The organism is Amycolatopsis sp., assembly GCF_036008905.1.
Taxonomy (GTDB): Bacteria; Actinomycetota; Actinomycetes; order Mycobacteriales; family Pseudonocardiaceae; genus Amycolatopsis.
In genome coordinates, this window is the sequence record NZ_DASYMU010000237.1 from 45,219 (window position 1) to 69,278 (window position 24,060).

A 24,060-nucleotide genomic window follows, 5' to 3' on the forward strand; every position below is an offset into this window, starting at 1 on the left:
ATTCATCCCAAGTTCGAAGGAGTGACGGCCATGGGCAACGAGCCCAAGACCCGGGCAGTGGTGCTCGGCGGCAGTATCGCGGGGCTGTTCGCGGCCAGGGCGCTCTCGGAAGCCTACGACGAGGTCGTCGTGGTGGACCGCGACGCGCTGGTCGGGGTGACCGGTCCGCGCCGCAGCCGCCCGCAGGGACGCCACATCAACGCCATGCACGCCCGTGGCCGGGTGGTCATGGAGGAACTGTTCCCGGGGATCACCGACGAGCTCATCGCCGACGGCTGCCCCAGTGGTGACTTCGCCGGCGCCTGCCGCTGGTTCTTCAACGGCGTGCCCCTCAAGCGTGAGGACATCGGCTACATCGCCGTCCCGGCCACCGCGCCGTTGATGGAACGCCACATCCGCGAACGGACCCAGGCACTGCCCAACGTCCGGTTCGCCGAGGAACGCGACATCATCGGCCTTCGCACGACCGCCGACAACAGCCGGGTGACCGGGGTGCGCGTACAGGCGGCGGGAGCCACCGAGGAAGAGGTGATCGACGCCGATCTGGTGGTCGACGCGACCGGCCGCGGTTCCCGCACCCCCGTCTGGCTGGAGGAGCTCGGCTACCCGCGGGTCGCAGAGGAGCGCAAGAAGATCGGCCTCGGCTACACCACCCAGCATTACCGGCTGCACGACGACCCCTGGGACGGTGACCTCGCCTTCATCCCGGTGGCGTTCCCGGACTCGCCGCGCGGCGCGATCTTCACCAAGACCGACCACGGCAACGTCGAACTGACCGCCTACGGCCTGCTCGGCGACCACCCTCCGACCGACCAGAAGGGCTTCCACGAGTTCGTCGAATCGTTGGCGGCCAAGGACATCCACGAAGCGCTACGGCACGCCGAGCCGCTCGACGAGCCGGTCGCGTTCCGCTACCCGACGACGTTGCGACGCCGCTACGAGAAAATGAAGCGCTTCCCCGAAGGGCTCCTTGTCACCGGTGACGCCGTCACCAGCTTCAACCCGGTCTACGCCCAGGGCATGACGGTCGCCGCGCTCTCCGCGCTGACCCTGCGCGATCACCTCGCCGAGGGCGCACCCCGGCCACTGCGGTACTTCCGCGACCTGGCCAAGGACGTCATCGACCCGCCATGGGAGATGACCAACACCGTCGACCTGAGCTTCCCCGGCGTCGAAGGCAAGCGCACGCTGAAGGTCCGGATAGGCCAGAAGTTCCTCAAGCGGGTGCAGATCGCCGCGACCCGGGACGCCAAGGTCACCACCGCCTACATGCGGTCGGCGGGCATGATCGACCGGCCGGAGGCGCTGATGCGGCCGGGCATGATCCTCCGCGTGCTGTGGGGCTCCCGGGGTGGCCCGGCCGTCCCGCCGCCACGGGTACGGACCAGCCAGCCGGTCGAGACCGATCTCCGCCGGGCGGCGTGACGTCCCTGGCGGCGTTCGAGACCAGCTGAGACCGTCAGCGGGAGCCCAGTTCACCGAACTCGGCTCCCGCTGGCGGTCGCGGCTCGTCCTACTCGACCTGGTTTGCGCACCCCGGCCGACCGGCGGTGTCATGGCCCCCCGGACGCCCTGAGTGCCAGGGTTCCCCAACGCTATGAAGGGGTCCCTTCCTCCCATTTTTTGGGAGGAAGGGACCCCTTCGCGTTGTTGTCGAGGAGATGGCGAGGGTCGTCCACACAGCGATCGGCCGGGTGGACTTGTGGGTCCACCCGGCCGATCGCTTGCTCAGCTCACGCTCAGATGTAGTGCGTGTTGGGCTCCAGGCCGCACAGGATCCGGCCGTAGAGCTCCAGGTTCGTGTTCGGGTGCATGATCGCGTGGAGGTTCACCGTCTGGATGTCGCGCTCGATCCGCTGGATCGGCACACTGTTGTAGACCGACGAACCGCCGCTCGCGGTGTTGAGGATGTCCACGGCTTCCTTGGCACGCAGGCAAACCGCACCCATGTCGAGCCGGACGCGGGCCCGTTCCTCGATGGTCCACTCCTCGCCGGAGGCGCCCTTGGCGTCGACCAGGTTCGCGGCGCGGTAAGCGTGGAACTCGGCCTCGTCGATCTTCGTGATCGCCTCGGCCACCTGAAGATGCGTGATGGGCGCGTCCTTCTGCGACTCATAGGCGGTGTAGGTGATCTTGCGACCGGGGAGGCGCTCGAAGAACGCGTCCTTGGCGGCCTTCGCCAGGCCCAGCGCGACGGCGGTGACGGTCGTGCACGCGGTCGGCATGAACAGTGACCGGTACAGCGCGGAATCCGCGTTCAGCACTGAACGGTGGTGCCCCTGCAGCACCGGGCCCATCGGCAGGACACGGGCGTCCGGCACGAAGACGTCCTTCGCGATGGTGGTGACACTGCCGGTGCCCCGCAGGCCCGAGGTGTGCCAGTCGTCGACGATCTCCAAGTCGGACAAGGGGATCGCGACCATGATCGGCTCGAAACCGCCATCCGGCGTCGGCCGCACGGCGGCATTGGTGTTCCAGTGGCTCTGCTGCGAACCGGTGTTGAACGACCACTTCCCGTTGACGACGATGCCACCCTCGGTGGGCACGCCGACCGCGGTGGGGCTGAGTATGCCGCTGACCCGCACGTCCGGGGTCGAAAAGATCTCGTCCTGTACCTCGTCCGGGAACAGCCCGACCATCCACGAGCTGATCGACCACACCGCGACGGTCCACGCGGCCGACCCGTCTCCCCTGGCGAGCTCGGAGATCACATCGACGACGGTGTTCATGTCGGACTCGTAGCCGCCGTAGCGGTGCGGCACCCGCATCTTGAGAATGCCGTTGTCCAGCAGCGCACCGACCGTGTCCTCGGGCAGGCGCCGGTTCTCCTCGGTGATCAGCGCGTTCTTCTTGAGCAGTGGGGCAAGCTCGGAAGCGCGTCGGGCGAGCGCAGCCCTCGACGGTGCTGGCGTCGTGTCCATTCGCAGGTCCTCCTCGAAAGATGTTGCGGCTACGACAACCCTCGCACCGCGGCACCGGCGGCAACGTCTTCCCGATTGCCGGACAAAAGGGGAAACGGTCGACAGGTTCAGGAGAAGGGAATCCTGGATCCGGCCGCACAATCAGGGGGCAAGGCGTGACCCGAAGGAGTGCACCATGCGGATCCTGTTCACCACTGTGGGCCTGTCGGGGCATTTCTTCCCGTTGGTCCCGCTGGCCTGGGCCTGCCGGTGTCTCGGTCACGAGGTGATGGTCGCGACGACGGAGAACGCCGTTCCCGAGGTGCTGCGCACCGGGCTGCCGGCATACGCCTTCGGACCGCCGGGCGGGATGGCCGACCTGGCTGCGAGCGACGAGGGCATCGGTCCGTCCCCAGCCGCCCAGCGGGCAGCGCACGGCAAGGCGTTCGCCCGTATCGCGCACCGCAACCTGGCGGGGATGCGGAACCTCGCCCGGGACTGGTCCCCGGACCTCGTGGTGAGCGAACGCGCCGAACTCGCCGGGCCGATCGTGGCGCTCGCCGAGGACATCCCCCGCGTCGAGCTGCATTGGGGGGTGGCACCGCTGAGCGAATATCACGACGCCGCGCGTTCGGAGCTAAGTGACCATCCACTGTGGACCGGACTCGGGCAAGCGGACCTCTCGCTCAGCCCGTGGCCACCCAGCCTGCGCCCGGCCGGGTCGATCATCCACCAGAGCATCCAGCACGTCTCCTACAACGGCGACGCCCGTTTACCCGGCTGGCTCTTCACCGAATCGGAGAGGCCCCGTATCTGCGTCACACTCGGCACCGTCCTGCCGCATCTAGGCTCCCGTGACGTCACGGGTTTTGTGTTGCCGCTACTGGAAGAACTCACCGTTCTCGACGCCGAGATCGTGGTGGCCGTCGACGACCGGATCGCGGCGGGCTGGCCCGAGCTCCCCCCAGCCGTGCGGTACGCCGGCCGGCTGCCGCTGGCACAGACACTGGCCACCTGCGCCGCGACGATCCACCACGGTGGCCAGGGGACCACGCTGACCGCGCTGGCGGCTGCCTGTCCCCAGGTGGTGCTGCCTCAGCTCGACGACCAGTTCGACAACGCCGACGCCGTGGTGAAGGCAGGCGCCGGTATCCGCCTCCTGCCTGAGGAGACGAATCCGGCCGCGGTCGTGCGCGCCTGCTGGGAAGTCCTGGGCGACGACACCTACACCGCCGCCGCGACCGTCATGGCCGACGAGATCGCCGCCCAGCCCGGCCCGACCGAGATCGCGATGCTGCTCGGCTGGCTCGTCTGAGCCGTCACGAAAACGGAAATCCGCGCTGGATGTTTGGGAATCCGCAGGCCGGGGCACTTATTCGGCAACACCCAAAGCTTGTCAGGAGTCCACCATGAACAACGCCATTGGCCTCTCCGCCCGCCGCCGCACCCAGCGCGCCCTCGCCCGCCGCGCCGCCACCAATTCCGGTGCCTGCATGTGCGCCAAGTTCGCCAACGGTTCCTATCGCTCGGTACACAACTGGGGTCAGCCCGGGTGCCGGTACGAGGAACCGGTCATCGCCCAGGCCTCCTGACTCGCTTCGCCTCTCGCCAGGCGGGCTATACCTTGCCGAAAAGGGCCTGCCAGTAGTGGCTCCACGGCGGCGCCCACCCGTCGGCAACACAGGTCCACCCCGGCCCGGGTCGGTACGCGTCGACGAATTCCGCCCCGTGGGACTCGACTGCGCGGCTGTCGTGGATGTCGATGACGTCACGCAGTTTGCCCGCGCTCAGCGCGAATTCGATTACCTCGGGTAGTTCGGAATGACCGTTGAGGCTGCCGTCCACGTATTTCCCGACCGCGTCCCTGATGTAGAAGTAGCGGCTCCGCGCGTCGATCATCGCCAGGTAGTTGTCGACCGTCTCCGCGTTCATTTCGGAGAACGAACTGATGTTGATGGTGAGATCGAAGTCGGTGGCGGCGTACCGCTCGTCCACGTCACCGATCGAGGTGAACCGGACCTTCACGAACTGCTCCTCGCTGAGCACGGCGCGGAGGTACGCCTCGGCCAGCTTCAGTGAATTCGGCAGGTCGATGATGTGGTACTCGAGCAGGTCGTGATTGGACAGCAGAGTGTGGCCGGTACGCCCATACCCCGCGCCGATCTCCAGGACCCGCGCGCCGTCGAGCTCGACGTTGCTCGCGATGAAGTCCAGTTCGAGCACCGAGCGCAGGTAGTCCATGCATACCGGCTCGCCGCCGTAGGTGATCGTGATCGGGTCGCCCACGGTCCGGTTCTCGATACGCCGCAGCCGTTTCCAGTTTTCGTCGCTCAGACCGGCGGCGAGGTTGTACATCAACGTCTTCATGTACCGGAGCCCGTTCTTTTCCGGGTCCCAGAAAGCGATCTTGAAATTGATCGCCTTGGATTTGAAGGACGAGATTTCCGTCGCGGCTTCGTCGGTGACGTGGTCTTGGTCGTGGCGTGCCCGCAGCAGGCTTGGGCCGTATTTGTCATGCATTCGGCGTTCCCATCGAGTCACGGAAGCGAGGGCACCTCGCCTGACCGTAAACATCTTGCCCACGTGCGGCGCCGAAGTCGTCTCCGTGAGTGCGCTCGCCCGCCGAAATTCCAACCAGCTGGACCCTCTTTTCGCGCAGAGTCCACTGTGGACATAAACAAACGGGACAATTCCGTCAGTGTAGTGCGGACTCCACGGGTGGCGACCAGCCGGAACTGGTCACCACAACCGAAAACGGACCGGGCCAAACCGCCACCGAACTACTGTCCCAGCACTCAGCCGTTCTTGACGGGCCGGAACCGCACGTTCACGGCCGCCGTGGAATCGCCGTCACCGACCTTGTGGAGACGGACCGGCACACTGCCGGGGTTGTCGTACAGCCGGATACCCTGGCCGAGCAGGACCGGCGCGATATGCAGGTCGATCTCGTCGATCAGGCCGAGGTCGAGAAGCTGACGGCCGATACTGGGCGAGAACACCTCAAGGTTCTTTTCGCCGGCCGCCTTCAGTCCGATCCGCACCGCCTCGGCCGGGTCACAGCTCAGGAACGTGACCCCGTCGACGGGCTTCGCGTCCTCGGGGTGGTGGGTGAGCACGAAGATCGATCCATCCCAGGCTCCCCCGTACGGACGGTGACCTCCCGCGACGTCCCAGCCGTCCCGGCCGCCCAGCACCGCGCCGGTGGACTTGACGTACTCGTCGACCAGGCCCGGACGGCCCGTGCTCCCGGCCATCCAGCCCATGTCGTGGTTCGGCCCCGCGACGAAACCGTCCAACGACATCGTGAAGTGCCAGAGCACCTTCCCGCCTGCGGTCTGTGGCTCGGTATCGGTCATGAGTCGCCTCCTGCGATCTGATTGCAGTTCGCAATCGGTGGACCCAAACTAAGGCATCCGATGGTAGATTGCAACCAGTTCGGAGGAGAGGTGCGCGATGACGGAATCGGCGCGGTCGGGTTGTCCCATCAACGCCGCGGTCGAGGCGTTCGGTGACCGCTGGAGTCTGCTCGTGCTGCGCGAGGTGATGTTCGGGAATCGGCGCTACTTCAGGGAACTGCTCGCCGGCTCGGAGGAGGGGATCGCCTCCAACATCCTGGCGGACCGGCTGAAGCGGCTGGTGAACGCCGGCCTGCTGACCCGCGATGACGTGGGGCCTGGACGGCGGGCCGCCTACAGCCTGACCGAGGCGTCGATCCAGCTGGTGCCCGTTTTCGCACAGCTCGGCGAGTGGGGGCTGCACCACCGCCCGACGACGAAGCGGCTGCGGGTACGGGCGGAACTGCTCGCGGCCGGCGGCCCGGAGCTGTGGGCCGAGTTCATGGCCGAGCTGCGGACCACCCATCTGGGCGGTCCGGCGCCGGAACGCGACGGCCCGAGTGTCATGGAGCGACTGGCCGACGCATACGCCGCCACCCTCTGACTAGCGCACTAGTCGAGGCGCTGGGCGTCGAAGCGGGCTTTCACCTGGGGCAGCTCGGCGATCCTCGCCGGGTACCCCGGCCCTATCCGATGCTCGACGCCGTCGGCTTCCAGCGGTTCCTTGCAGTGCGAGCACACCACCTCGGCCGTGACGTCGTGATCGCAGGACCGGTGGTGGAACACGATCGGCGGCCCGGCGCCCTTGTCGAGCCAGCGGTCACCCCAGGCCGACATCGCGGCCAGTACCGGATAGAAGTCCTTGCCCTTCTCCGTGAGCACGTATTCGTAGCGCACCGGGTCGACCTGGTACTGCTCCTTGCGCAGCAACTCGTACTCCACCAACCGGTTGAGCCGGTCGGTCAGCGTGTTGCGCGCGATGCCCAGTTCGCCCTGGAACTGGTCGAACCTGCTGATGCCGTAGAACGCCTCGCGCAGCACGAGCGGTGTCCACCAGTCGCCGAGCAGGTTCATCGTGCGGGCGACGGAACACGGCCAGTTCGCGAACGACGTGCGTTTCATGGGGGGATCGTATTCCTCATGCCGGGGCCAGGACATGGTCGGCGACGAGGTCGAGCTGCCTGGCCGGTGAGCCGAGCAGGCTCCGGCGGGCCCGCGCGCGCCGCAGGTACCGGTGCGCGGACTGTTCCCAGGTGAAGCCGATGCCGCCGTGGGTCTGCAGATTGTCGGCCGCGGCGGCCAATGCGGCCTCCGAGGCGGCGGCCAGCGCGGTGCGGGCGGCGAGTTCCGCGCCGGGTTCGCCGTTGTCGGCGGCCCACGCGGCGTAGTGCACCAACGCCCGCGCGGCGTCGAGCTGGACGTGGCGATCGGCGAGCAGATGCTTGATCGCCTGGAATGAGCCGATGACCCGGCCGAATTGTTCGCGCTGCTTGGCGTACGCGACGGCGTTGTCCAGCGCCCGCTGCCCGGTGCCGACGAGTTCCGCCGCCAGCGCAGTGAAAATGCCCGGGGCGACGCGCTCGACCACGGTCGCCGTGCACACCGGGGTGCCGACGAACAGCGGCCACGCCTGGTCGAGCACGATCGTCGCGACGGGTTCACTGAGATCGAATCCGTTGGCACTGCGGCGATTCACCCCGTGACCGCTCAGATCGGCGAGCGCGGTGGCGAGGCCGTATTCGGTGTGGACGAAGACAAGCAGGTAGTCGGCGTCGGCGCCGAACGGGACGGCGGGGATCTCACCGGTGACGCCGCCGTGGTCGAGGCGCAGCGTCAGGGCCGACCGGCTTCCCGAGTTCAGTCCGGCCGGGAAGGTACCCCACGCGGTGGTCGACGTCGCCGAGCCGTCGACAAGCCTTCGCACGACAGCTTGCGATTCCGGCTCGGTGTGCGCGGCCAGGAACAGCGTGCTCACCACGGAACTCGCCGCGAACGGCACCCGCGGCAGCGCGGCGCCGATCTCCTCGGCGAGGACAGCCAGTTCCAGCACTCCCGCGCCCGCTCCCCCGAGGCTCTCGTCGACGGACAGCCCGAGCAGGTCGAGTGAGCCGAGCGTGGCCAGCAACTCGCGGTCGATCCCGTCGCCCGGCGACATGCGCCCGGCGGTGTCGGCCAGGAGTTTCCGCGCGCTCGAGGCGAGCTGATCGTGCTCTTCGGTCAGTGAGAACTGCATCGGCTCTCCCGGCTTCCACGACGGAGGGGTGTCCGGCATTCAGCATTGACTATTCAGTCTATCTACGCAACCCTGCTGCTCAGAAGCCTTTTCAGCGCCGTGCCTCGGAGTGGCAGCACGGGGAAGTGAGACGATCATGGACCTTCGGGACGGCCAGGACGCCGAGCGTTTCCGCGCCGAAGTGCGAGCCTTCATCGCCGATCTCGTCCCGCCCGGCTGGCGTGGTGTCGGCGCGCTGCCCGCGGCCGAACGCCAGGGATTCGCTGCACGGTCCCGCCGCGCACTCGCCGACGCCGGCTGGCTCGCCCCCGCCTGGCCGGTCGCTTACGGCGGTGGCGGGCTCAGCCCGGCCGAGCTGGTCGTGCTTGTCGAAGAACTGACCGGCGCCGGGATCCCGTTCGGCTCGGACAACGATTCCTTCGGGATCAGCATGCTGGGCAACACCATGCTGCGCTGCGCCCGCGAAGAACTGACCGAGCGGTTCCTCCCCCGGATCCTGTCCGGGGAATACGTGTTCGCCCAAGGGTTTTCCGAGCCCGGCGCCGGATCCGACCTCGCCTCGCTCGCTCTGCGCGCCCAGCGCGACGGCGACCTCTGGGTCCTCAATGGACAGAAGCTGTGGTCTTCGGGCGCCCACAAGGCCAACTGGATGTTCGTGCTCGCCCGGACGAATCCCGGCGCGCCCGCGCACCGCGGCATCAGCATGCTGCTCGTGCCGCTCGACCAGCCGGGCGTCGAGGTCCGGCCGATCCGCAACATCACCGGCGACACCGACTTCAACGAGGTCTTCTTCGACGACGCCGTGACCGACGCGCATCTCGTCGTCGGCGAGATCGACGGCGGCTGGCCGGTCGCGATGACACTGCTCGGGTTCGAACGCGGCGAAACCGCTTTGCACGCCCCGATCCGCTTCCGCAACGAGCTCGACCGGCTCATCGAACTGGTGCGGGAGCGAAATCTCACCGGCGATCCGGATATCCGCCGCCGGGTCGCGTGGTGCCATGTGCAGGTCGAGCAGCTCCGCTGCCACGGCCTGCGCACCGCGACGAAACTCATGGCGGGCACCGCTCCCGGCCCCGAGGCCGCCGCGTTCAAGCTGCTGTGGAGCGAATACCACCGGATCCTCACCGATCTCGCCGTCGACGTCCTCGGCGCGGACGCCCTCGCGCCGACCGGCGACACGTCGCCGAACTGGTTCCACACCGACGATCCCGGCGCGGCCAACTCCTCGGCGTCGTGGACGAGCGTGTACCTCAACGCGCGGGCCGGGACGATCTACGCCGGGACGTCCCAGATCCAGCGCAACATCATCGGCGAGCTGGTCCTCGGCCTGCCGAAGGAACCCAAACCCGTACCCACCCGCTAAGGAACGCGATGCGCATCGGGGTCCATCCCAGCTACAGCCAGGACTTCCTCACCACCGTGGAGGACGTCGTCGCCTACGAAAAGGCCGGCGCGGCCATCGCCTACGTGCCCGAGGTGTACACCTTCGACGCCGTCAGCCAACTCGGTTACCTGGCCGCGAAAACCGACCGGCTGGAGCTCGGTTCGGGCATCGTGCCGTTCTACACCCGGACGCCGACCCTGCTGGCGATGACCGGCGCCGGGCTCGACTACGTCTCGGGCGGGCGGTTCACCCGCGAGATCGTCGACATCAGCCGCCAGATGTGGCGGCGGGAACGTGTTGTCCACCATGGAAAGCATTACCGGATCCCGCTCCCACCGGGCGAAGGCACCGGGCTCGGCAAACCGCTGAAGCTGATCAACCACCCCGTCCGGCCGCGGATCCCGATGTGTGGGGCGAGGCATTTTCGGACTGCGCCGCCAAACGGGACACCGAACTGCCACCGCTGGACATCCAGGAGCTCTACCTGGCAGGAAAGAAGGACGAAGCCGCGGCCTTGCCGAGGGAACTGCTCGAGCGGATTTCGCTGATCGGCCCGGAAGGCCATATCCGCGAACGGCTCGCCGCGTTCAAGGAGGCCGGGGTCACCACGGTGACCATCACCCCGCTGGCCGAAACCCGCGCCGAACGCACGCGGTTGGTGGAACGCGCGCGCGTGCTGGCCGACGAAGCTTGACGAGAGGAAGCCCGATGTACCTGACCCAAGCCCTGCACCGCGCGGTCCAGCAGCACCCGGACGCCCCGGCCGTCATCGGTCCCGCCGGGACACGGTCCTGGCGCGAACTCGTCACGCGGGTCGCGAAATTCGCGGGAGCGTTGCGCGGCCTGGGGGTGACGACCGGTGACCGGGTCGCGATCCTGGCGCCGAACTGTGACGAGTACGTGGAGTTCCTCTACGGCGTCCCCTGGGCCGACGGCGTGCTCGTGCCGCTCAACAGTCGTTGGAGCGCAACGGAAATCGCCTACGCGCTCAACGACGCCGAAGTCGGCACGCTCGTCGTGCACGCGATCTTCGCGCCCGCGCTCGGCGAAATCCGCGCGCATAGCCCGATGCTCCGCAAGATCGTCGTCATCGGGGACGCGGACATCCCGGACTCGGTGGGCTATGAGTCCCTTGTGGACACTGCGGCGACTCTTGAGGACAGTCGCCGCAGTGGCTCGGAGCTCGCCGGGATCTGGTACACCGGCGGCACTTCCGGCGTGCCGAAGGGCGTCATGCTCAGTCACGCCAACCTGATGACGGCCGCGTTCGGCTGGCTGGCGGAGATGCCGATCCCGGCCGCGACCACCCGGCTGCTGCACACCGCGCCGATGTTCCACATCGCCGACTTCGCCACCCTCATCACGCACACCATCGCCGCCGGAGCTCATGTCACGCTCCCGAAGTTCGAGCCGGGTGCGGTACTCGACGCCATCAGGGCCTACGAGGTCACCGAAGTCCTGCTCGTGCCGTCGATGCTGCAGATGGTGCTCGACGATCCCGGCGACAAGGACGTCCCGAGCCTGCGGCTGATCAGCTACGCCGGGTCGCCCGCCGGTGAACAGACGATCCGCACCGCGCAGGAACAGTTCCCCACCACGGGTTTGCGTAACGCCTACGGCATGACCGAGTTCGCCCCGGCGATCACCATGCTCCGGCCGGAGGACAACCACGGCGAGCGCCTGCGTTCGGCGGGCCGCGCGCTGCCGCACGCCGAACTCCGGATCGTCGGCCTCGACGACAACCCGGTCGAACCCGGCGAGGTCGGCGAGATCCAGCTGCGCGGCGGCAGCGTAATGCTCGGCTATTGGCGTAAACCAACGGAAACCGCCGAAACCCTGCGCGACGGCTGGTTGCGCACCGGCGACTGCGGCAAGCTGGACGACGAGGGCTATCTCTACCTCGTCGACAGGCTCAAGGACATGATCCTCAGCGGCGGCGAGAACGTCTACTCGGTCGAGGTGGAGAACGCGATCACGCGTCACCCGGCCATCGCCGGCTGCGCGGTGATCGGGGTGCCGCACGACCGGCTCGGCGAGAGCGTGCACGCGGTGATCGTCACGCGCGACGGCGTTCGGCTCAGCCGCGACGAGGTCCGCGACCACGTCAAGCAGTACATCGCCGGGTACAAGGCCCCTCGCACCGTCGACGTGGTGGACGCACTCCCGACGACCGCCGCCGGGAAGATCCGCAAGGCCGAGCTGCGGGCCCGGCACGCGGCCGAGAAAGCGAAGGAGAAGACCATGCGGTACGCCGACACCCCGACCGTCGAGGTGGACACCTACATCGACGCCGCGCCCGAGCGGGTGTGGAGCCTGGTGAGCGACATCCACCTGATGGCGGAGATGAGCGGTGAGGTGCTCGACGTCGAATGGCAGGACGGCGCGGACGGCCCGGCGCCCGGCACGAAGTTCGTCGGCCGCAACTTCCACAAGGATTTCGGCGAGTGGAAGACGACGTCGATCATCATCGACTGCGAAGCGCCGAAGGTGTTCGGCTGGGCGGTGTCCGATGTCGACTACCCGTCGTCGATCTGGCGGTTCACCCTGCGCCCGGAAGGCGACGGAACCGTGCTGTCGCAATGGATGCAGATGGGACCGGCGCGATCCGGGCTGAGCTTCGCGATCGATCGCATGCCCGACAAGGAGGAGCGGATCGTGGCGCGGCGGATGCGCGAATTCCGCCAAGCCATCGAAGCGAACCTGGCCGCGTTCAAGAAACTGAGTGAAGGGGCGGGCAACTGATGCGCACCGCCACCACCGTCGAGTTCGCGGGCAACGCGCGCGAGACCGCGGACTTCGTGGTCGAGGCCGAGAAGCTGGGTCTCGACATCTGCTGGGTAGCCGAGGCCTGGGGTTCCGACGCGCCCTCGCCGCTGGGCTACCTCGCGGCCAAGACCGACCGGATCCTGCTGGGCTCCGGGATCCTCCAGGTGGGCACGCGGACCCCGGTGGCGGTCGCGATGGCCGCGCTGACGCTGTCCGAACTCAGCGAAGGCCGGTTCCTGCTCGGGCTCGGCAGCTCCGGCCCGCAGATCATCGAAGGCCTGCACGGCGTCGGTTTCGAGCGGCCGCTGGCGCGGATGCGCGAGACCGTGGAGATCGTGCGGCAGGTGTTCGCCGGGGAAAAGGTGTCGTACCAGGGCGAGCTGTTCCAGATCCCGCGTCCCGGCGGCGACGGCAAGCCGATGCGGCTCACCATGCCCCCGAACGAGAACATCCCGATCTACCTCGCGACGCTGTCACCGAAGATGCTGCGGCTGACCGGAGAGGTCGCCGACGGCTGGCTCGGCACCAGCTTCGTCCCCGAAGGCGCCGACGCCTACTTCAGTCACCTGCGCGAAGGAACGGAGCGCTCGGGCCGGAAGCTCGAAGACCTCGACATTTGCCAAGGCGCCGAAGTCTCCTTCGCCGCCGACGAGGACGAGCTGCGCACGATGGTCGCCGGGCGCAAAAAGGAGCTCGCGTTCAGCCTCGGCGGGATGGGTTCGGCCGCCACGAACTTCTACAACAACGCCTACAGCCGCCAGGGCTGGGCCGAGGTCGCCGCCCAGATCCGCGAGCTCTGGCAGGGCGGGAACCGGGACGGCGCGACCGCACTGGTGACCGACGAGATGGTGCTGGCGACGACGTTGATCGGCACCGAGCCCATGGTCCGCGCGCGGCTCGCGGTGTGGAAGGCGGCCGGGGTCACCACCGTCCGCCTCTACCCCGCGGGCGACACCGTCGGCGCCAAACTCGACACCCTGGGCCGAGCCCTCGACCTCGTCAAGCAGATCGGCCAGGTGGGCGGGTCGTGAGTGCGTAACAGTGTTCTAACACTGTTACGCACTCACGACTAGGCGCGCTCGTAGGGGAGCTTCTCCCCCGCTTCGACGGCGAACGCGAGGCGGTTGCCTTCTGGGGGCAGCGGGCAGGTGGCGTAGTCGGTGAAAGCGCACGGCAGGTTCACCGCGCGGTTGAAGTCGAGCACCACCGTGCCGGTCGCGTCAGGGGCGGGAACGGCGAGGGACCGGTTGGCGGCGTAGGTGGTGACGCCGCTGGTGGCGTCGTTGAACAGGATGCTCAGCCCGCCGTCCTTGCCGTTGAACGCGGTGAGCGTGTGCTCGCCGCCGTTGTGCTCGAACCGCACCACGCCGGGCGCGGTGTAGACGTGGCTGAGCCCTTCGACGACGGCCCCGACCGTCGTCGGCCGCGGCTCGTCGAACGGCTCGAACCGGCCGGTGAGCACCCAGCCCGGGCCGGGCTCGTAGGCGGGCACGCCGTGGAACTCGCGCAGTACCGGCGCTTTCGGGTCGTGCACGCGGATCAGGTAGCCGGAGCGGCGCGCGATCTCGACCTCGACGTCCCCTGCCGCCACGCGCGTGCCGGCGCCGCTGTTGACCAGTTCGAAGCGCTGGACCCCGGTGATCGGCTTACCTTCGTGGGTGACGTCGGCGCCCTGCGGGTCGAGGTAGGCCGCGTCGGCGTCCTGCCACCACAGGCCGGGGAGATCCGGATACTCGCGCGGAGTCTCCGCCAGCCAGTCGAGCGACACGAGCGCGAGCCAGCCGTAAGGACCGGCGAGATCCTGCTCCCGCTTGGTCTTCCACTCCTGCCAGTCACTGACCAGGTTCATGACGTGTCCCTTTCGTTTCCGGTGCCAACGACGTCACCGCGCCCCTATTCCCGATCCCAGCAAGTGGACGTCAGCGAGGTCGGGGCCGGTAGGTTTCCAGCAGGAATTCCGTGGCGGCGATGAACTTCTCGTCGAGGCGACGGCGTGAGGAATCGGCGTCGTACCAGTCGATCATCTCGCGGGCGCCGGTGGCGAACGGGATGGTGGCGACGAACTCCGGCACGGCCGTGCGGATTTTCGTGTTGTCGAAGACCATGCTGTGCTTCATGTCCCCGAGCAGCGCGCCGCCCCAGCCCTCGTCGGCGGCGGCGATGGCGGCCGAGGACACGTGGACGATCTTCGGGTCGGAAACCCCGGCCGCGTCGGCGAGATGGCCGATGATCTGGTTCCAGGTCAGGAACTCCTCCGAGGTGATGTGGTAGTTCTCCCCGATCGCGCGCGGATTTCCCAGCAGGCCGACAAAGGCCTTGGCGAAGTCGACGTGGTGGGTCAGCGTCCACAGTGAGGTGCCGTCACCGTGGACCACGACCTCCTTACCCCGCCGCATCCTGTCGACGACGGTCCAGCCGCCGACGGTCGGGATGGTGGTGCGGTCGTAGGTGTGCGACGGCCGCACGATCGTCGCGGGGAAACCGCTTTCGCGATACGCCTGGACGAGGACGTCCTCGCACTCGATCTTCTTCTGTGAGTACCGGGAGAACGGGTTGCGCAGCGGGGTCGATTCCAGTACCGGGATCCGGGCGGGCGGGGTCTGGTACGCCGACGCGGAGCTGATGAAGACGTACTGTTTCGCGCGACCGGCGAACAGTTCGATGTCGGCGCGGACGTCCTCCGGTTCGAAGGCGACGAAGTTCGCCACGACGTCGAACTCCCTGTCCCGCAACGCTTTCTTGACCGCTTCGGGATCGTGGATATCGGCGCGGAGCAGATGCGCTTCCTTCGGCACGGACCTGAGCGTCCCCGAGCCGCGGTTGAGCACGAAGACGTCCATGCCGACGTCGAGGGCACGCCGGACACAGGCCGAGCTGATCGTGCCCGTGCCGCCGATGAACAGAACCTTGACCGGACTCACTGGCCACCCGTTTCGTAAAAGATCTCGCGTGCGTTTCCGGGACGAACGCTACCCGCAGAACGCCTGGTCATGATCGGAAAGCCGCTGACCTGCGACGTCACATAGATACAAGCATCTATCCATGCTAGCGTCTATGCCTGTGAAGCACAGCGAACCGAAACCGGCCGCCGATCGCGCGTACGCGGTGACCAAGGAACTCGTGCTCAGCGGCGAACTCCCCGGCGGTCACCTCTTCAGCGAGGGCGACATCGCCACCCGGCTCGACATGAGCCGCACGCCGGTGCGCGAAGCGTTCCTCCGGCTCCAGGCCGAAGGACTGCTGCAGCTCATCCCGAAACGCGGCGTGGTCGTGGTTCCGGTGCCGCCAGGAGAAGCCGAAGACGTCCTCGACGCTCGTGAAACCATCGAGAGCGCCGCTGTCCGTCGCTTGCTCAGGCGGCCTGAACTCGTCCCCGCCGCGCTCGACGAGATGCGGGGCGCGCTGCGCGTCCAGCGGGGGCACGCGGACGCCGGTGACCTCGCCGCGTTCGCCGAAGCCGACGAAACCTTCCACCGCACGATCGTCACCGCGGGCCGCAACGAGCTCATGCTCGGCTTCTACACCACGCTCGCCGATCGGCAGCGCCGCATGAGCATCCGCGCGCTCGGCCCGACACCCGAACAGTTGCCCATCGTCCTTCGCGAGCACGAGGCGCTGATCGCGATCATCGACGCGGGTGACGACGTCGCGTTCGCCTCGGCGCTGCGGGACCACCTGAGCGGGACCCACCGCCGATGACGCTGCTCCGGGCCCCTGCTACAACGCGCACCTGGCTTCCCGTGGTCGCGGCGATGTTCTGCTGCGGCTGGGGCGGCAACCAGTTCAGCCCGCTGCTGATCATGTACCGGGACGCGGGCTACTCGGAATTCACCGTCGACGCCCTGCTCGGCGCGTACGTCATCGGGCTCATCCCGGGGCTGTTGCTGTCCGGTGGCCTGTCGAACCGCTTCGGCCGCAAGCCCGTCATGCTCGCGGGCACGGTGTTGTCGCTCGTGGCCAGTGTGATGCTGGCGCTCGGCGAGGTCGGCGTCGCGTGGATCGCGGCAGGCCGGTTCGTGACCGGTATCGCGGTGGCGGTGGCCATGGCCGTCGGGTCCACCTGGGTCAAGGAACTCGCCGACGCCGATCCGCTCAGCGCGCCGGATCTCGGCACGCGGCGGGCGGCGCTGTGGCTCACCCTCGGTCTCGGGCTGGGCCCCGGATTCGCGGGCGCGCTCGCGCAGTGGGGCCCGTGGCCGATGGTCCTGCCGTACGCCGTCCACATCGGACTGACCGCGCTGGCGCTGCCGTTTCTCCCGCGCAGCCCGGAAACCCACGCCGCACAGGCTGTTCCCGCCCGGCAGGTCAGCGGCACGCGGCATCCCCGGTTCCGGCGGGTGATCCTGCCGATGGCGCCGTGGATCTTCGGCTCGCTGGGCGTGGCGTACGCGATCATGCCGCAGCTCGTCGGGGACCGGCTCGGCTCGTGGTCGCTCGCGTACTCGACGCTGCTCACCGTCTGCGCGATCGGCGCGGGAGTCGGCATCCAGCCGATCGCCAAGCGAGTGGACCGCACGACCAGCGCCCGCGCGGTCGTCGTCGCGATGACGGTGATGTGCGCCGGACTGGCTTTCAGCGCCGTGGCCGCGACGTTCCGCTCACCGTGGCTCGCCCTCGGCTCCGCACTCGTCCTGGGCACGGCCTACGGGATCGCCGTCGTCTCGGGATTGCTTGAGCTGCAACGCCTCGCGCGGCCCGACGAACTCGCGGAACTCACCGGCGCCTACTACGCGCTCGCCTACGTCGGCTTCCTGCTGCCGTCCCTGCTCGCCGCGCTGAACGGCGTCGCGAGCTACCCGATGATGCTCACCTGCCTGGCCGCCCTCGCCCTGGCGGGCACCCTCGTGATCGTGCGCCACTCCCGCGCCCACCTCCCGACCCAGTCGTGAGTGCGTAACAGTGTTCTAACACTGTTACCCACACACGACTCAGCGGTCGTAGTAGTTGGTCGGCGGCGGTTCCTGGTTGTACTGCCGCGTCGGCGCCGGGGCGGTGGCCGACCGCTTACGCCGGTGCAGTGTCCGCGCGCTGGCCGCCATGCTGGTGACGACCATCGCGATGACGAGCCCGATCACCAGGTTGATGAGCGCGGTCGCGATCTTCGCGCTCAGGGCGACCGTCAGTGTCAACGGCAGCACCACGGCGATCGCCGTCACCAGCACCATGATCCAGCCGAAGAACTGCCCCGGCGCCGGGGTGGTGACGCTGAGCAGATGCATCAGCCCGGTCGCGAGCAGCGCGACGCCGGCGGCGACGACCGCGTACGTCGTCGTGCTGGCGTTACCCCAGATCCCCTCCCCTTTCGGGGCGAGGACCTCGACGGCGAAGATGCCGCGGGCGATGAGCAGGCCGACGATGGCGGTGAGCGCGGCTATGACGGCCGTCGCCACTCCACCGGCCCACAATCGCCCGGCGTCCACCCCGGGCTGGTAGTCATCTCGGTCATACGGTGCGTTCTGCGGGTATTCGGACATCAGGAGATCCCTCCGTAGCGAGCAAGCGCGCTGATGTAATTCTTGCGCGATTCGCCGCCGCCCGCCCGTTCGAATTTCCCGCGCCCGCTCAGCCCTGCTGGACGCCGGGGCGGCCATCCTCCACGACATAGCTCGCCCGAGTGCTGATCGGGGCACCCGGCGTAGTCGCGTTTGAGATCCCAGGCGTAGTTCTGGTGCCGGTCCCCGGTGATCACCACGAGGTTGCGGACGTCGCGGTCCTGCGCCGCGGCGAGCACCTTGTTCCGGTCGGCGACGTAGCCGTCCCACGGGTCGAGGAACACCGAGGTGACGTCGGTCGGGTCGACGTCGGTCTGCCCCATCGGCGCCTGGTTCCCGATCACCTGCCACCGGGCCCGCGACCGGGAGAAGCCGTCGACCAGCCATTCCCGCTGCGCGCTGCCGAGCAGCGTCCGGTTCGGGTCGAGGCGATCGGTGCAGGTCGACGACGTGCCGTCGCCGCAGGGCTGGTCGTCGCGGTACTGGCGGGTGTCGAGCATGGTGAACTCGGCGAGGTCGCCGGTCACGTCCGCCAGGATCCTCGACCGCCGAGGTGGCCCCATGGCCACCGGAACATGAACAGGATCAACCAGGAAAATGTCCCACCAGCTCACCCGAGCGTGAACGGATCACGGGTGTCACCGGAGAGCTCGACCCAGACCGACTTCGTTTCGGTGTACTCGTGGACGGCTTCGATGCCGTTCTCCCGCCCGATACCGCTGAACTTCACGCCCCCGAACGGCACATTGGGCCCAACCGTGCGATAGGCGTTGATCCACACCGTCCCCGCGCGCAACCGATGGGCGACCCGGTGGCCGCGGTGGATGTCCTTGGTCCAGACCGAAGCCGCCAGCCCGTAGCGCGAAGAGTTGGCCAGCGCGAGGGCTTCCTCCTCGGTGTCGAAGGGCAGCACGGCGAGCACCGGCCCGAACACCTCCTCACAGACGACTTCGGAGGTCGCCGCGACGCCGGTGAGCACGGTCGGCTGGATGAAGAACCCGCCCAGCCCGGCATCGGGCCCGCCGCCGGACGCGACCGTCGCGCCCTCGGCCCGCGCGGTCTCGAGCATGCCGCGCACCTTCCGGAACTGGGGTTCGTTGGCCATCGGGCCCATCTCGGTGGCAGGGTCCGCGGGATCGCCGAGCACGATCTTCTCCGCGCGGGTGACGATCTTGGCGACCAGTTCGTCGTGCACCGAACGGTGGACGAGCAGCCGCGCGCCGGCCATGCAGGTCTGCCCCGACGCGGCGAACACCCCGGCGATCACGCCGTTGGCGGCGGCATCGAGGTCGGCGTCCGGGAACACCACCTGCGCGGATTTGCCGCCGAGTTCGAGCGTGACCCGCGAAAGGTTGTCCGCGGCGGCGTGGGCGACGCTGATCCCCGTGGCGGTGGAACCGGTGAACGCGACCTTGTCGACGTCGGGATGCGCGGCGAGCGCCTTGCCGGTCGCCGGGCCCGCGCCGGTGACGACGTTGAAGACGCCCGGCGGGAACCCGGCCTCCTCGATCAGCGAAGCGAACTCGAGCGCGGTGACCGGGGTGTGGTCGCTGGGCTTGACGACGAATGTGCACCCGGCGGCCAGCGCGGGCGCGAGCTTCCACGTCAGCAACAGCAACGGCGAGTTCCACGGCACGATCGCGGCGACGACACCGACGGGTTCGCGGCGGGTGTAGGCGAAGAAGTTCGGTTTGTCGCTGGGAATCGACGAGCCTTCGAGTTTGTCGGCCAGCCCGGAGTAGTAGTAGAACCATTGCGGGATATAGGCGAGCTGTCCCGCCATCTCGCGCAGCAGCTTGCCGGAGTCGCGGGTTTCCAGCAGCGCCAGGCGTTCGGCGTCCCGGGCGACGAGGTCACCGAGCCGCCGCAGCAGCGCGGCCCGCCCGAACCCGGTCAGTTCTCCCCAGGGCCCGGACAGTGCCGCGCGAGCCGCCGCGACGGCCGCGTCGACGTCGGCGGCGTCCCCGTCCGGGGCACTCGCCCACGCCGCCTGGGCGTACGGGTCGATCGAGTCGAATCGCGCGCCGGAGCGGGCTTCGACCCGCGCGCCGCCGATGACCATCCGGTACTGGGTGGACATGCCTTCTCCTCACCGTCGGTCCCCTGCCTCCATCACACCCCCGCCTCCGGCCAGTCGCAACGCCCGCGATCTGCGTAGCGGGCGAAAACCCGGCAAAGTAGCTCGATGTGGACGGCAAACGACCGAGGAGACCTGTGACAGCACTGCGATTGGGCCCGTTGCTCCGTCACGTCGACGCCACGTCGGCGACGATCTGGGTGGAGACCGACGGTCCCTGCGAGGTGACCGCGGCCGGGGGGTCGGCGCGGACCTTCGAGATCTCAGGGCATCACTACGCGCTCGTCGTGCTCGAAGGACTGGAGCCGGGCAAGAGCACGCCCTACGAAGTCCGTCTCGACGGCGAACTCGTCTGGCCGGAGTCCGGCAGCGACCTTCCGCCGAGCCGGATCCGCACGCTTTCCCCGGACGACACCCGGTTCCGCCTGGTGTTCGGTTCCTGCCGCAAGCCGCGGGAACAGGACGCGCTCGGCCCCGACGCGCTGGCGGCCTACGCGCGCCGGCTGACCGGGCTCGACGAGGAGGAATGGCCGGAATCGCTGCTGCTGCTCGGTGACCAGGTGTACGCCGACGAAACCACCGAGGCGACCCGGGAATGGCTCGCCACGCGCCGGGACACCTCACTCCTACCCGGCACAGAGGTCGCGGATTTCGAGGAATACACCCATCTCTACGTCGAGGCGTGGAGCGATCCGCAGGTGCGATGGCTGATGTCGACCCTGCCGACGTCGATGATCTTCGACGACCACGACGTCCGCGACGACTGGAACACCTCCCAGGCCTGGCGGGACGAGATCGCCCGCGCGTCCTGGTGGCCGGACCGGATCCGCGGCGCGCTCGTGTCGTACTGGATCTACCAGCACCTGGGCAACCTCGGCCCCGCGGACCTCGCCGAAGACGTGCTCTACCAACAAGTACTGGGCTCCGACGGCGACAACGCCAAGCTGCTGCGCGAGTTCGCCGACCGCGCGGACCGCGAAGTCGACGGCGCCAAGGGAACCCGCTGGTCCTACTTCCGCGACTTCGGCCCGGTGCGCCTGCTGGTGATCGACTCGCGTGCCGGCCGCATCCTCGACAAGGGCGCGCGGTCGATGATCGGCGAGACGGAGTTCGCCTGGATCGAGGAGCACGCCACGGGCGAGTTCGACCATCTCCTCATCGGCACCTCACTGCCGTGGCTTCTCCCGAACGTCGTGTCGCACCTCCAGTCGATCAACGAACGCGCCTGCCTCCGCCCCGGAAAACGCGGTCGCCTGGCCGAATGGATCCGCCAGACCGCCGACTTGGAACACTGGGCCGCCTTCCGCGCCTCCTTCGACCGGCTGGCAGCGCTCATCCGGCGAGTCTCGCAAGCGGGCCCGTCGACCGTGTCCGTGCTGTCGGGCGACGTCCACCACGCCTACGTCGCGAAAGCCCAGTACCCGGACGGGACCGGCGCGCCCGTCCACCAGCTCACCTGCTCCCCCATCCACAACTCGGTGCCGAAGTACCTGACCTGGGCCTTCCGCGCGGGCTGGTCGAGACCCTTCACCCGCCTGACGCGCCGATGGTCGGAACGAGCGGGCGTCGCCCCGGCACCCCTCGACTGGACCCGTACCTCGGGCCCGCATTTCGGCAACGCGCTGATGACCATCGACATCGACGGCCGCGACGCCCACGCCACCCTCGAACTCGCGACCGCCAACTCCCCCGCCCCCACACCCCCCGTACAACTCCACGCCTAAGCCACCGACCCAGCTCGCCATCTGTCGACAGGTGGCGATCTCTCACCACCTAAGACATCGCCACCTGTCGACAGATGGCACCCACCCTCAAACCCAGCCACGCGGGCTTTTGCCCGAGACCCAGACACAGCGACTTACGGCCGGCCACGGCCGGAAGTCTTCACCGCGCGCGCTCGCCGAAGGCCAGGTTCGCGGGAGCAGGGCGCCCCCGAACCGGTCTCGTCATGCCACGCCCTGGACACGCAAACCTGATCGCGCGCCTGCCGTTATTCCAGCCTGACGATGTGGACGGCGGCTTCCTCCGCCGACGCCGCTCCGCCGTCGATGCCGATGTCGGAGGCGTAGAGTTCTTCGTCGTCATCCGCGCCCGAGCCGTCGTTCGACGCGATCAGGCGGCCCGCCCGCTCGTCACCGACCTCGTCGTCGACGAGTTCGCCGTCGGTGCCCACCAGGTCGCCGAGATCGTCGCCGTCGGAGTCGACGGAGTCCGGCAGTTCCCGCGCGAGGCGGCCTTCCCAGCTCTCGCCGGTCGCAGTCTCCCGCTCGGTCGTGCCCCAGTCCTCGGTCGCGCGGGTGCGTTCCGGCGGCGAGTAACCCTCGTCCAGGGGATCGCCATCTTCGAGCGTGTCTTCCGCGTCGAGCAAACCGTCGTCCGCGTGGTCTTCGCTGTCGTCCTTCATAGTCCCCGAACCGTACCCTCAACCCGCGGCACCCGCGCGTAAAGCGTGTGTCCGTCCGAGTGGCGCCCGTTCGTCGTGAGGGCAGACCGGAACACCAGGAGGATTTCGTGAAGTACATGCTGCTGATCTGCGGGGACGAATCCGCGGCCGCCCACGCCAACGACGGCTGCGGTGGCTGGTCCGAGGAGATGGAGGCACGCGGGGTGGTGACGGGTGGCGGCGGGCTCCGGCCGCCCGCCGACGCCACCACCGTCCGTGTACGTGACGACGCGGTGCTGCTCACCGACGGCCCGTTCGCCGAGTCGAAGGAGCAGATCGGCGGCTTCTGCCTGATCGACTGCGCCGACCTCGACGAGGCGATCGAAATCGCGTCGAAGCATCCCGCCTCCGGGTACGGCTCGATCGAGATCCGGCCGATGCTCGGGCTGTGACCGACATCGAAACAGTGACCGACATCGAAACAGTGACCGACGTCGAAACCGCGGTCGCGGCGGCGTTTCGCGACGAGTGGGGCCGGCTCGTGGCCACGCTCATCCGGATCACCGGCGACTGGGACCTCGCTGAGGAATGCGCGCAGGAGGCCTTCGCGCTGGCCCTGCGGCACTGGCCGCGCGACGGCGTCCCGCGACGGCCTGGTGCGTGGCTGACCACGGCCGCGCGCAACCGCGCCACCGACGTCCTGCGCCGCCGGAAAGTCGGCGCGGCCAAACTCCGGGAGGCCGCCGTCATGACGTACGCACCGGAACCCGAAGAAGACGTCGACGTCCCGGACGACCGGCTGCGGCTGATGTTCACCTGCTGCCACCCCGCGCTCGGCCTGGAGGCCCAGGTCGCACTGACCCTGCGCACGCTGGCCGGACTGAGCACGGCCGAGATCGCCAGGGCGTTCCTCGTCGGGGAGCCGACGATGAGCAAGCGGCTGGTGCGGGCCAAGCAGAAGATCCGCCACGCCGCGATCCCCTACCGGGTACCGCCGGCGCATCTGCTGCCGGAACGCACCCCGGCCGTGCTCGCCGTGCTGTACCTGCTGTTCAACGAGGGCTACTCGGCCAGCGCCGGCCCGGACCTGCAACGCCCCGACCTCGCCGCCGAGGCCATCCGCCTCGCCCGGGTGCTCGTCACCCTGATGCCGGACGAGCCCGAAGCCGCCGGGCTGCTCGCGTTGATGCTGCTGCAGCACGCCCGCCGCGACACCCGCGTCACCCCCGGCGGCGACCTGGTCCCGCTCGACGAGCAGGACCGCGCCCGCTGGGACGCCGCCGCGATCACCGAGGGCACCGCTCTCCTGGAAGCCGCCCTGCGCCGCGGTGAGCCTGGGCGCCATCAGATCCAGGCCGCCATCGCCGCCTGCCACACGCCCGAGGGCACCGACTGGCCGCAGATCGCGGGGCTCTACGGCGAGCTGCTCAAACACCTGCCGACGCCGGTGGTCGAACTCAACCGTGCCGTCGCCGTCGGCATGGCCG

At 68.6% G+C, this 24,060-nt stretch carries 23 protein-coding genes and 1 pseudogene; 13 read left to right on the forward strand and 11 right to left on the reverse strand.

The window, feature by feature from the left end; translation table 11 throughout:
• The first annotated feature begins 30 nt into the window (after positions 1–30).
• Entirely contained in the window at positions 31–1,425 is a 1,395-nt protein-coding gene (locus tag VGP60_RS38000; RefSeq protein ID WP_327553055.1) for an FAD-dependent oxidoreductase, read from the forward strand.
• Positions 1,426–1,739: 314 nt separating this feature from the next.
• Here VGP60_RS38000 and VGP60_RS38005 read toward each other — a convergent pair whose 3' ends face one another.
• On the reverse strand, positions 1,740–2,921 hold the full coding sequence (locus VGP60_RS38005) for an acyl-CoA dehydrogenase family protein (RefSeq protein WP_327553056.1): 1,182 nt from the start codon (positions 2,919–2,921) through the stop codon (positions 1,740–1,742).
• A 175-nt stretch (positions 2,922–3,096) separates the two neighbouring features.
• Between VGP60_RS38005 and VGP60_RS38010 the strand changes: the two genes are divergently transcribed.
• Together VGP60_RS38010 and VGP60_RS38015 are read left to right on the forward strand one after the other, a co-directional pair.
• On the forward strand, positions 3,097–4,215 hold the full coding sequence (locus VGP60_RS38010; protein WP_327553057.1) for a glycosyltransferase: 1,119 nt from the start codon (positions 3,097–3,099) through the stop codon (positions 4,213–4,215).
• A gap of 94 nt (positions 4,216–4,309) precedes the next feature.
• Positions 4,310–4,492: a hypothetical protein gene (locus VGP60_RS38015; RefSeq protein WP_327553058.1), complete on the forward strand. Its 183-nt coding sequence runs from the start codon at positions 4,310–4,312 to the stop codon at positions 4,490–4,492.
• A 25-nt stretch (positions 4,493–4,517) separates the two neighbouring features.
• Here VGP60_RS38015 and VGP60_RS38020 read toward each other — a convergent pair whose 3' ends face one another.
• Together VGP60_RS38020 and VGP60_RS38025 are read right to left on the reverse strand one after the other, a co-directional pair.
• Positions 4,518–5,420 carry a putative sugar O-methyltransferase gene (locus VGP60_RS38020; RefSeq protein ID WP_327553059.1) on the reverse strand — a complete coding sequence of 301 codons (903 nt, stop codon included), beginning with the start codon at positions 5,418–5,420 and terminating at the stop codon, positions 4,518–4,520.
• Between the two features lie 275 nt (positions 5,421–5,695).
• On the reverse strand, positions 5,696–6,256 hold the full coding sequence (locus tag VGP60_RS38025; protein WP_327553060.1) for a dihydrofolate reductase family protein: 561 nt from the start codon (positions 6,254–6,256) through the stop codon (positions 5,696–5,698).
• A 97-nt stretch (positions 6,257–6,353) separates the two neighbouring features.
• Between VGP60_RS38025 and VGP60_RS38030 the strand changes: the two genes are divergently transcribed.
• Entirely contained in the window at positions 6,354–6,839 is a 486-nt protein-coding gene (locus tag VGP60_RS38030; protein ID WP_327553061.1) for a helix-turn-helix domain-containing protein, read from the forward strand.
• Positions 6,840–6,847: 8 nt separating this feature from the next.
• Here the strand turns inward: VGP60_RS38030 and VGP60_RS38035 are convergent, their stop codons facing one another.
• Both VGP60_RS38035 and VGP60_RS38040 read right to left on the reverse strand, forming a co-directional pair.
• On the reverse strand, positions 6,848–7,357 hold the full coding sequence (locus VGP60_RS38035) for a helix-turn-helix domain-containing protein (protein WP_327553062.1): 510 nt from the start codon (positions 7,355–7,357) through the stop codon (positions 6,848–6,850).
• A 16-nt stretch (positions 7,358–7,373) separates the two neighbouring features.
• Positions 7,374–8,468, reverse strand: coding sequence for an acyl-CoA dehydrogenase family protein (locus VGP60_RS38040; RefSeq protein WP_327553063.1), 1,095 nt, complete (start codon positions 8,466–8,468; stop codon positions 7,374–7,376).
• 136 nt (positions 8,469–8,604) lie between these two features.
• Here VGP60_RS38040 and VGP60_RS38045 point away from each other — a divergent pair, with 136 nt between their 5' ends.
• The 4 genes and pseudogenes from VGP60_RS38045 (at position 8,605) to VGP60_RS38060 (ending at position 13,652) form a co-directional block, all read left to right on the forward strand.
• Positions 8,605–9,834 (forward strand): acyl-CoA dehydrogenase family protein, encoded by a 1,230-nt coding sequence (locus tag VGP60_RS38045; protein WP_327553064.1) that lies wholly within the window; start codon positions 8,605–8,607, stop codon positions 9,832–9,834.
• An 8-nt stretch (positions 9,835–9,842) separates the two neighbouring features.
• A pseudogene (locus VGP60_RS38050) lies at positions 9,843–10,549 on the forward strand (LLM class flavin-dependent oxidoreductase).
• A 14-nt stretch (positions 10,550–10,563) separates the two neighbouring features.
• Positions 10,564–12,597, forward strand: a complete 2,034-nt coding sequence (locus tag VGP60_RS38055) for a long-chain-fatty-acid--CoA ligase (protein WP_327553065.1) — start codon at positions 10,564–10,566, stop codon at positions 12,595–12,597.
• Complete coding sequence (locus tag VGP60_RS38060) at positions 12,597–13,652, forward strand: LLM class F420-dependent oxidoreductase (RefSeq protein WP_327553066.1); 1,056 nt, start codon at positions 12,597–12,599, stop codon at positions 13,650–13,652. Before VGP60_RS38055 ends, VGP60_RS38060 begins: the two co-directional genes overlap by 1 nt.
• 38 nt (positions 13,653–13,690) lie before the next feature.
• Here VGP60_RS38060 and VGP60_RS38065 read toward each other — a convergent pair whose 3' ends face one another.
• Both VGP60_RS38065 and VGP60_RS38070 read right to left on the reverse strand, forming a co-directional pair.
• Positions 13,691–14,470: a DUF1684 domain-containing protein gene (locus VGP60_RS38065; RefSeq protein ID WP_327553067.1), complete on the reverse strand. Its 780-nt coding sequence runs from the start codon at positions 14,468–14,470 to the stop codon at positions 13,691–13,693.
• A gap of 70 nt (positions 14,471–14,540) precedes the next feature.
• Complete coding sequence (locus VGP60_RS38070) at positions 14,541–15,542, reverse strand: NAD-dependent epimerase/dehydratase family protein (RefSeq protein ID WP_327553068.1); 1,002 nt, start codon at positions 15,540–15,542, stop codon at positions 14,541–14,543.
• A 133-nt stretch (positions 15,543–15,675) separates the two neighbouring features.
• On the opposite strand from VGP60_RS38070, the gene VGP60_RS38075 reads away from it, so the two are divergent.
• Complete coding sequence (locus tag VGP60_RS38075) at positions 15,676–16,320, forward strand: GntR family transcriptional regulator (RefSeq protein WP_327553069.1); 645 nt, start codon at positions 15,676–15,678, stop codon at positions 16,318–16,320.
• Positions 16,317–17,510: an MFS transporter gene (locus tag VGP60_RS38080; protein WP_327553070.1), complete on the forward strand. Its 1,194-nt coding sequence runs from the start codon at positions 16,317–16,319 to the stop codon at positions 17,508–17,510. The genes VGP60_RS38075 and VGP60_RS38080 overlap by 4 nt, the downstream gene beginning before the upstream one ends.
• Before the next feature lie 39 nt (positions 17,511–17,549).
• Here the strand turns inward: VGP60_RS38080 and VGP60_RS38085 are convergent, their stop codons facing one another.
• The 3 genes from VGP60_RS38085 to VGP60_RS38095 form a co-directional block, all read right to left on the reverse strand.
• Positions 17,550–18,095, reverse strand: a complete 546-nt coding sequence (locus tag VGP60_RS38085) for a DUF6069 family protein (RefSeq protein WP_327553071.1) — start codon at positions 18,093–18,095, stop codon at positions 17,550–17,552.
• The gene (locus tag VGP60_RS38090; RefSeq protein ID WP_327553072.1) at positions 18,095–18,640 is read right to left on the reverse strand and encodes an alkaline phosphatase D family protein; all 546 of its coding nucleotides are present in this window, start codon (positions 18,638–18,640) and stop codon (positions 18,095–18,097) included. The genes VGP60_RS38085 and VGP60_RS38090 overlap by 1 nt, the downstream gene beginning before the upstream one ends.
• Positions 18,641–18,723: 83 nt before the next feature.
• The gene (locus VGP60_RS38095; RefSeq protein ID WP_327553073.1) at positions 18,724–20,193 is read right to left on the reverse strand and encodes an aldehyde dehydrogenase; all 1,470 of its coding nucleotides are present in this window, start codon (positions 20,191–20,193) and stop codon (positions 18,724–18,726) included.
• A gap of 134 nt (positions 20,194–20,327) precedes the next feature.
• Between VGP60_RS38095 and VGP60_RS38100 the strand changes: the two genes are divergently transcribed.
• Positions 20,328–21,914 carry an alkaline phosphatase D family protein gene (locus VGP60_RS38100; protein ID WP_327553074.1) on the forward strand — a complete coding sequence of 529 codons (1,587 nt, stop codon included), beginning with the start codon at positions 20,328–20,330 and terminating at the stop codon, positions 21,912–21,914.
• Between the two features lie 266 nt (positions 21,915–22,180).
• On the opposite strand, the gene VGP60_RS38105 is transcribed toward VGP60_RS38100, so the two are convergent.
• The gene (locus VGP60_RS38105; RefSeq protein ID WP_327553075.1) at positions 22,181–22,594 is read right to left on the reverse strand and encodes a DUF5709 domain-containing protein; all 414 of its coding nucleotides are present in this window, start codon (positions 22,592–22,594) and stop codon (positions 22,181–22,183) included.
• 107 nt (positions 22,595–22,701) lie between these two features.
• Here VGP60_RS38105 and VGP60_RS38110 point away from each other — a divergent pair, with 107 nt between their 5' ends.
• Both VGP60_RS38110 and VGP60_RS38115 read left to right on the forward strand, forming a co-directional pair.
• Positions 22,702–23,025 carry a YciI family protein gene (locus VGP60_RS38110; protein WP_327553076.1) on the forward strand — a complete coding sequence of 108 codons (324 nt, stop codon included), beginning with the start codon at positions 22,702–22,704 and terminating at the stop codon, positions 23,023–23,025.
• Between the two features lie 32 nt (positions 23,026–23,057).
• The coding region (locus VGP60_RS38115; protein WP_327553077.1) for an RNA polymerase sigma factor at positions 23,058–24,060 on the forward strand (1,003 nt) is incomplete at its 3' end.